This is a genomic window from Candidatus Erwinia dacicola (genome assembly GCF_001756855.1).
GTDB lineage: Bacteria > Pseudomonadota > Gammaproteobacteria > Enterobacterales > Enterobacteriaceae > Erwinia > Erwinia dacicola.
Map to the genome: position 1 here is coordinate 1 of NZ_MAYS01000323.1, position 7,429 is coordinate 7,429.

General features: G+C 53.4%; 7 protein-coding genes and 2 pseudogenes. All 9 read left to right on the top strand.

Features of this window, described 5'->3' with window-relative positions; genetic code table 11:
• Positions 1–45: 45 nt before the first annotated feature.
• A pseudogene (locus tag BBW68_RS17880) lies at positions 46–168 on the top strand (23S rRNA (pseudouridine(1915)-N(3))-methyltransferase RlmH); the annotation flags it as partial.
• 76 nt (positions 169–244) lie between these two features.
• The gene (rsfS, locus tag BBW68_RS09415) at positions 245–562 is read left to right on the top strand and encodes a ribosome silencing factor (protein WP_070135156.1); all 318 of its coding nucleotides are present in this window, start codon (positions 245–247) and stop codon (positions 560–562) included.
• Positions 563–565: 3 nt separating this feature from the next.
• On the top strand, positions 566–1,036 hold the full coding sequence (gene rlmH / locus BBW68_RS09420) for a 23S rRNA (pseudouridine(1915)-N(3))-methyltransferase RlmH (RefSeq protein WP_070135157.1): 471 nt from the start codon (positions 566–568) through the stop codon (positions 1,034–1,036).
• A 34-nt stretch (positions 1,037–1,070) separates the two neighbouring features.
• A complete protein-coding gene (mrdA, locus tag BBW68_RS09425) occupies positions 1,071–2,963 on the top strand; it encodes a peptidoglycan DD-transpeptidase MrdA (RefSeq protein WP_070135158.1) in 1,893 nt (630 codons plus the stop codon).
• Between the two features lie 18 nt (positions 2,964–2,981).
• Entirely contained in the window at positions 2,982–4,094 is a 1,113-nt protein-coding gene (gene mrdB / locus BBW68_RS09430; RefSeq protein WP_070135159.1) for a peptidoglycan glycosyltransferase MrdB, read from the top strand.
• Positions 4,095–4,174: 80 nt separating this feature from the next.
• Positions 4,175–4,513: pseudogene (locus BBW68_RS09435) on the top strand (SPOR domain-containing protein); the annotation flags it as partial.
• Between the two features lie 106 nt (positions 4,514–4,619).
• A complete protein-coding gene (gene dacA, locus BBW68_RS09440) occupies positions 4,620–5,831 on the top strand; it encodes a D-alanyl-D-alanine carboxypeptidase DacA (RefSeq protein ID WP_070135161.1) in 1,212 nt (403 codons plus the stop codon).
• A gap of 139 nt (positions 5,832–5,970) precedes the next feature.
• The gene (ybeD, locus tag BBW68_RS09445) at positions 5,971–6,234 is read left to right on the top strand and encodes a DUF493 family protein YbeD (RefSeq protein ID WP_070135162.1); all 264 of its coding nucleotides are present in this window, start codon (positions 5,971–5,973) and stop codon (positions 6,232–6,234) included.
• Between the two features lie 85 nt (positions 6,235–6,319).
• Positions 6,320–6,949, top strand: coding sequence for a lipoyl(octanoyl) transferase LipB (gene lipB / locus BBW68_RS09450; protein ID WP_070135163.1), 630 nt, complete (start codon positions 6,320–6,322; stop codon positions 6,947–6,949).
• Positions 6,950–7,429: the final 480 nt, after the last annotated feature.

A 7,429-nucleotide genomic window follows, 5' to 3' on the forward strand; every position in this document is an offset into this window, starting at 1 on the left:
AGTCTTTGAAAGATAAGACCTTTCAATAACACGAAAGGCTAACTCATCAATAACTTTGCAACAGTGCCTTTTCTGGAATATCTGCGTCGGTTTCCGAAAGATATGCCATTTGAGCTGACTGAGGTCCCGTCCGGAAAGCGCGGTAAGAATGCCGATATACATCATGTTACGCTTGTCGACAGCGCTTTACGCGTGAATATGCGATAACCCTTCAGACTTAAATCCCAAGGGGGGAACCTTTCTTTTGCAAGGTCAAGTACTCCAAAACTTCGTCATTGATAAATGTGACGATTTAAAAGCTCAGAACATTATTGCTATCGACGTTCAGGGCAAATCAAGCATCACCAGCTATATGGTGATTTGCACTGGCACCTCAACCCGCCAGCTGGTTTCAATCGCTGAACACGTCGTTCAGGAAGCGAAGCTGATCGGTCTAAATACTTTTCGCGTTAACAGCCGTGCGCCAAGTGACTGGGTGGTGGTTGACTTCGGTGATGTGATCCTTCACGTCATGGAAGCAGAGAGCCGTAAGCTGTACGAACTGGAAAAGCTCTGGGGTTAAGCCGTGAAACTGCAACTGGTTGCCGTCGGCACCAAAATGCCGGACTGGGTTCAAACGGGTTTTCTGGAATATCTGCGTCGGTTTCCGAAAGATATGCCATTTGAGCTGACTGAGGTCCCGTCCGGAAAGCGCGGTAAGAATGCCGATATCAAACGCATTCTGGAAAAAGAAGGCGAAATGATGCTGGCAGCCACCGGTAATGGTAACCGCATCGTCACGCTGGATATACCCGGCCGCCCGTGGGGAACCCCACAGCTCGCCAGTCAACTGGAACGCTGGAAACAGGATGGCCGCGATGTCAGCCTGTTGATAGGCGGACCGGAAGGCCTGTCACCTACCTGCAAGGCTGCGGCGGAACAAAGCTGGTCACTCTCAGCGCTAACCCTGCCCCATCCGCTGGTTCGCGTGTTGGTTGCAGAGAGTTTGTATCGTGCATGGAGCCTTACTGCGAATCATCCTTATCATCGTGAGTAACGGATAAGGCTAACCGGACAGACAAAAGCAGCGGATGAAATTACAACGTAACTCCTTTCGTGACTATACCGCCGAGCAGACGCTGTTTGTTCGTCGGGCGCTAATCGCATTTTTTGGCATTTTGCTGCTTTCCGGTGTGCAGGTGGTGAACCTTTACCACCTGCAAATTACCCGCTTTGACGACTACAGCACGCGCTCCAATGAGAACCGCATCAAACTGGTTCCGGTCGCGCCCAGCCGAGGCATTATCTTTGACCGTAATGGCGTCCCTCTGGCGCTTAACCGCACGATTTATCAGCTTGAGCTGGTTCCTGAAAAAATCGATAACCTGCAGCAAGTTCTGCAGGAGCTGCAGCCTATCGTCGGTCTCACCGATGATGATATTGAAGCATTTGAAAAAGAGAGCAAACGCTCGCGTAGCTTTACCTCTATTGCGGTGAAAACCAGCCTGAATGATGTTCAGGTGGCACGTTTTGCCGTCAATCAGTACCGTTTCCCCGGCGTTGAAATCAAAGGCTATCAGCGCCGCTACTACCCTTACGGCTCTGCCCTGACCCATGTGTTGGGCTACGTGTCGAAAATTAATGACCGCGACGTTGAGCGCCTAGATAAAGAGGGCAAGTGGCTCAACTATGCTGCCACCCACGACATCGGCAAGCTGGGTATTGAGCGCTATTACGAAGATGTACTGCACGGAAAAACGGGTTATGAAGAGGTTGAAGTTAACAACCGCGGACGCGTCATTCGCCAGCTACACGAGCAGTCTCCGCAGGCCGGGCGCGATACCTACCTGACGATTGACCTCGAGCTCCAGCAGTACATTGAAACGCTGCTGGCGGGCAGTCGTGCCGCCGTGGTGGTCAGCAACCCACATAACGGTGAACTACTGGCGATGGTCTCCATGCCAAGCTACGACCCTAACCTATTTGTCGACGGTATCTCCAGCAAGGACTATAACCGCCTGCTGCATGACGAAAACCGCCCGTTGATTAACCGCGCGACTCAGGGCACCTACCCTCCGGCGTCAACGGTGAAACCTCATATCGCGGTATCAGCCCTGACCGCCGGAGTCATCACCCTCAACACCAGCCTGTTTGACCCGGGCTGGTGGCAGCTGCCTGGGTCCGAGAAACGTTTCCGCGACTGGAAACGCTGGGGCCACGGCCGTCTGAACGTCACTAAATCGTTGGAAGAGTCCGCGGATACCTTCTTCTATCAGGTTGCCTATGACATGGGCATCGACCGGCTCGGCGAGTGGATGAGTAAATTCGGCTACGGCCATCTTTCCGGTATCGATCTGATCGAAGAGACCGCCGGTAACATGCCAACCCGTGACTGGAAAATGAAGCGTTTTAAAAAACCTTGGTATCAGGGGGACACCATACCGGTGGGTATCGGCCAGGGGTACTGGACCGCCACGCCGGTACAGATGAACAAAGCGTTGATGATCCTGATTAACGATGGCGTGATTAAAACTCCGCATCTAATGATGGACGCCATGCAGGGCAGCACCAAAGTGTCATGGCGTCAGCCGGCGGAAGCCCCTGTCGCGGACGTGCACTCCGGCTACTGGGAGATTGCGAAAGACGGCATGTATGGCGTGGCGAATCATCCAAACGGTACTGCGCGTAAGAGCTTTGCGGATGCTTCGTATAGAATCGCGGCCAAGTCGGGTACCGCACAGGTATTTGGCCTGAAAGCGAATGAAACCTATAACGCCCACAAGCTGACGGAACGCCTGCGCGATCACAAACTGATGACGGCCTTTGCGCCTTACGATCATCCACGAGTGGCAGTCACTATCATCCTTGAGAACGGCGGCGCAGGTCCGGCCGTCGGGACTATCATGCGCCAGATCCTCGATCACATTATTCTTGGCGATAACAATACTAACCTGCCTGACGCTGCGCCAACGCCGCTAGGCTAAGAAGGTGAATAACCGGTTATGAATGATAGCCATCAGAAAAGGACAATCTGGACGCGTATCCATATTGATTCAACATTTTGCCTGATCATCGCCGCGCTGCTGATGTACAGTGCGCTGGTGATGTGGAGTGCCAGCGGCCAAGATCCGGGCATGATGGAGCGTAAGCTCGGTCAGATTGCCATGGGTGTCGTCGTGATGCTGGTGATGGCGCAAATCCCGCCGCGCGTGTATGAAGGCTGGGCGCCCTATCTCTATATTATCTGCGTGATATTGCTGATCGCGGTGGAGGCCTTCGGGCAGATCAGTAAAGGGGCGCAGCGTTGGCTGGACCTTGGCGTGGTGCGTTTCCAGCCCTCGGAGATTGCAAAAATTGCCGTACCGCTGATGGTCGCACGCTTTATTAACCGCGATGTCTGCCCGCCGACCTCGAAAAACACCGCCATCGCGCTGGTTCTGATCTTTATGCCTGCCCTGCTGGTAGCGGCACAGCCGGATCTCGGTACTGCGATCCTGATCGCCGCCTCAGGGCTGTTCGTCCTATTCCTCTCCGGCATGAGCTGGAAGCTGATCTCCATTGCGGTGCTGCTGCTGGCGGCATTTATTCCGGTGCTGTGGTTCTTCCTGATGCACGACTATCAGCGCGACCGCGTCATGATGCTGATCGACCCGGAAAGCGACCCACTCGGCGCGGGCTACCATATTATCCAGTCGAAAATCGCCATCGGCTCCGGCGGGCTGCGCGGTAAGGGCTGGCTGCATGGAACCCAGTCACAGCTTGAATTCTTGCCCGAGCGCCACACCGACTTTATTTTTGCGGTACTGGCCGAAGAATTAGGATTAGTCGGGGTACTGATTCTGCTGATACTCTACGTGCTGCTGATCATGCGCGGCCTGACGATGGCTGCACGTGCGCAGACCACCTTTGGTCGCGTGATGGCCGGTGGATTAATGCTAATCTTTTTTGTCTATGTTTTTGTTAATATTGGCATGGTAAGCGGTATATTGCCGGTGGTAGGCGTTCCGTTACCGTTAGTCAGCTACGGCGGCTCCGCACTGATCGTCCTGATGGCCGGGTTTGGCATCATAATGTCTATTCACACCCACCGAAAACTGTTGTCGAAGAGCGTTTAAGAGGCATAAACACATGCGTAAGGATTGGCTTTGGGTTGCCCTAGCATCAGCACTGCTAGCAGCCTGTACTACAGACAACGACCATAAGCAACTCGCAGCCGCAGGAAGTACAGCAGGAGCCGTCGCGCCCGGTGGATAACAGCACCTTGGATAGCGTAGACAATATGGGTGCGCCAGTTCGCAGCGGTGGCTTCCTCGGTGCCGCCCAGCCATTGCAAAACGGCGCGCTGAGCGCCGGTGCCCGGTTACTCGCCATAAGTCTCGGCAAACAGTTCGACGTTCCCAGCTCTGTCGATAGCCGTAATAATGTTTATCGCGTGCAGCTGGGCCACTTTAGCTCGCATTCGCTCGCCGCCGCTTTGCAGCAGCGACTGACGAATGAAGCTCAGCAACAGTCGTTTATTACCGTCGCACCTTAAGCATGTAAATCCCCCTTCCCCGCCTGAATTCGGCGGGTTGTGGCAGGATGATTTTGCTATAGTGAGTCACTTTTTTAACTTAGCCCATGGATGTTGTAGTCCTTACATGAACACTTTGAATCCATCCCGATTACTGAAACGCCTGACTACAGGCACCCTGATTGCGCTCAGCCTCAACGCAGCCGCTCTTGCCGATGACGTCAACATAAAAGCCATGATTCCCGGCGTGCCGGACATTGACGCTGAAGCCTATGTTCTGATCGACTACAACTCAGGTAAGGTACTGGCAGAGAAGAATTCCGACGCGCGTCGCGACCCGGCCAGCCTGACAAAAATGATGACCAGTTACGTTATCGGTCAGGCGGTGAAAGCGGGTAAAATCCATCAGGATGATATCGTCACCGTGGGCAAAGATGCCTGGGCAACCGGTAACCCGGTATTCAAAGGCTCTTCACTGATGTTCCTGAAGCCGGGCGACCGCGTGCTGGTTTCCCAGCTGACGCGCGGCATCGTGCTGCAGTCCGGTAATGACGCCTGCGTGGCGATGGCCGAATATGTAGCCGGCAGCCAGGACGCCTTCGTTGGGCTGATGAACAACTATGTGAAAGCGCTGGGCCTGCAGAATACTCACTTCCAGACCGTGCATGGCCTCGATGCTGAAGGCCAGTACAGCTCGGCGCGCGACACGGCGCTGATTGGCCGTGCGCTGATCCGCGACGTACCGGACGAGTATGCGGTTTACCACGAAAAAGAGTTCACCTTTAACAATATCCGCCAGATAAACCGTAACGGTCTGCTATGGGATACCAGCCTGAATGTTGACGGTATCAAAACCGGGCATACTGATGCGGCAGGTTACAACTTGGTGGCCTCCGCAACCGAAGGCCAGATGCGCCTGATCTCTGCAGTAATGGGCGGTCATACCTACAAAGGGCGAGAAACAGAAAGTAAAAAACTGCTGACTTGGGGCTTCCGTTTCTTTGAAACCGTCGCTCCGCTGAAGGCCAGTAAAGAGTTTGCTTCTGAGCCGGTGTGGTTCGGTAACAGCGATCGCGTACAGCTGGGCGTCGAGAAAGATGTCTATCTGACTATTCCACGCGGTCGGATGAAAGACCTGAAAGCCAGCTACAGCCTGAGCAACACTGAACTGCATGCACCGCTGAAGAAAAATCAGGTGGTAGGCAGCATCAACATCCAGCTAGATAGCAAAACAATTGAACAGCATCCGCTGGTGGTTCTCAACGATATGCCGGAAGGTGGTTTCTTCGACCGCATCGTTGACTATATTAAGCTGATGTTCCATCACTGGTTTGGCTAGCAGCTGCTGCGGGTCGCGCATGCCCGTCCCCCTACACGAATCGTGCCCGCCTTGAAATATTCCTGAAATATCTCCATATTGTTAGTGTCTGTGAACTCCCGCTACGGCGGGAGTCCTTGTTTGTGTCACCGGAGTCAATATGAAAACCAATCTTAAAGAACTGCTCGAATTCCCCACCTCTTTTACCTATAAAGTGATGGGGCTGGCTCAGCCAGAGCTAGTCGATCAAGTGGTTGAAGTGGTGCAGCGCCATGCGCCGGGTGACTACTCACCGGACGTGAAGCCCAGCAGTAAGGGCAACTACCATTCGGTGTCGATCACCATCACCGCCACGCATATCGAGCAGGTTGAAACGCTGTATGATGAGTTATGCAAAATTGAAATTGTTCGCATGGTGCTGTAATTCCTGAATGCTGGTGAGGGCATGGTTCTTGCCCTGCACTAGCAGTTATACTGCTCCCCCTGTTTTGCCAACCGGATCCTTCGCTTTGCTTCCAGATACCCTGATAGTTCGCCAGCTTGGCTTGCAGCCATGGGCACCCGTTTCCTTCGCCATGCATCAGTTTACTGACCAGCGCGATGATGCGACGCCGGATGAGATCTGGCTGGTCGAGCATCACCCGATATTTACTCAGGGTCAAGCGGGAAGAAGCGAGCACCTGTTAATGCCTGGCGATATCCCGGTCGTGCAGAGCGATCGCGGTGGCCAGGTGACCTATCATGGCCCCGGTCAGCAGGTGATGTACGTCATGGTGAATCTGAAGCGACGTAAAGTTGGCGTGCGCCAGCTGGTCACCGCCATCGAACAGACGGTGGTCGAGACGCTGGCACAACTCGGAGTTAGCGCCAGCGCGCGACCGGATGCCCCCGGAGTCTACGTTGACGGCAAAAAAATCTGCTCGCTCGGTCTGCGCATTCGCAACGGCTGCTCGTTCCATGGCTTGGCGCTCAACGTGGCGATGGATCTCACCCCGTTCCAGCGCATCAACCCCTGCGGTTATGCCGGACTGGAAATGACTCAGCTGTCGCTGCTTAAGCCGACGGTGCAAATGGCTGATGTAAAGCCGTTGCTGATTGAGAATTTTGCCCGTCAGTTGGCTTTGTTGAATAATAGGTAATCATGCTGTTTTAATATGCGGTTTTGGACGAAGATGCCAGCCATTCTAACATGTATTACCGAACACTGCTTGTAACCTACTTATTTTATGTTGAAGCGGGTGGCGTGTTCCCGCTGTCCAGTCATGTAGGTGATGGCCTATAGGGTCAGTGAGGCCGTCTGACCGAAAGCTGAGATAACGTCATACACATCGTCAGTCATGGTCTGGCGAATCTGATAAAAGTTCATGGTCAATTCCTTCTAAGCGACTAAGAAACCTACAGGCCTGTAGTGCGACGCACACTAACTCGACGGGACCGTACAGTCCAGTGGAAGGAAATATAAAAGGTTAGAGGTGGTTTTATCGGTTGATAATTGCGCTAATTTGGGCACTGTTGCAAAGATATTGATGAGTTAGCCTTTCGTGTTATTGAAAGGTCTTATCTTTCAAAGACTCTGTTCACCAGACGCATCTCGCCTAGGGGATGCCCCAAATAAAATG

Coding starts and splice junctions, on each gene's coding strand:
- mrdA (WP_070135158.1), top strand. CDS start 1,071: ATGAAATTACAACGTAACTCCTTTCGTGACTATACCGCCGAGCAGACG.
- mrdB (WP_070135159.1), top strand. CDS start 2,982: ATGAATGATAGCCATCAGAAAAGGACAATCTGGACGCGTATCCATATT.
- dacA (WP_070135161.1), top strand. CDS start 4,620: ATGAACACTTTGAATCCATCCCGATTACTGAAACGCCTGACTACAGGC.
- ybeD (WP_070135162.1), top strand. CDS start 5,971: ATGAAAACCAATCTTAAAGAACTGCTCGAATTCCCCACCTCTTTTACC.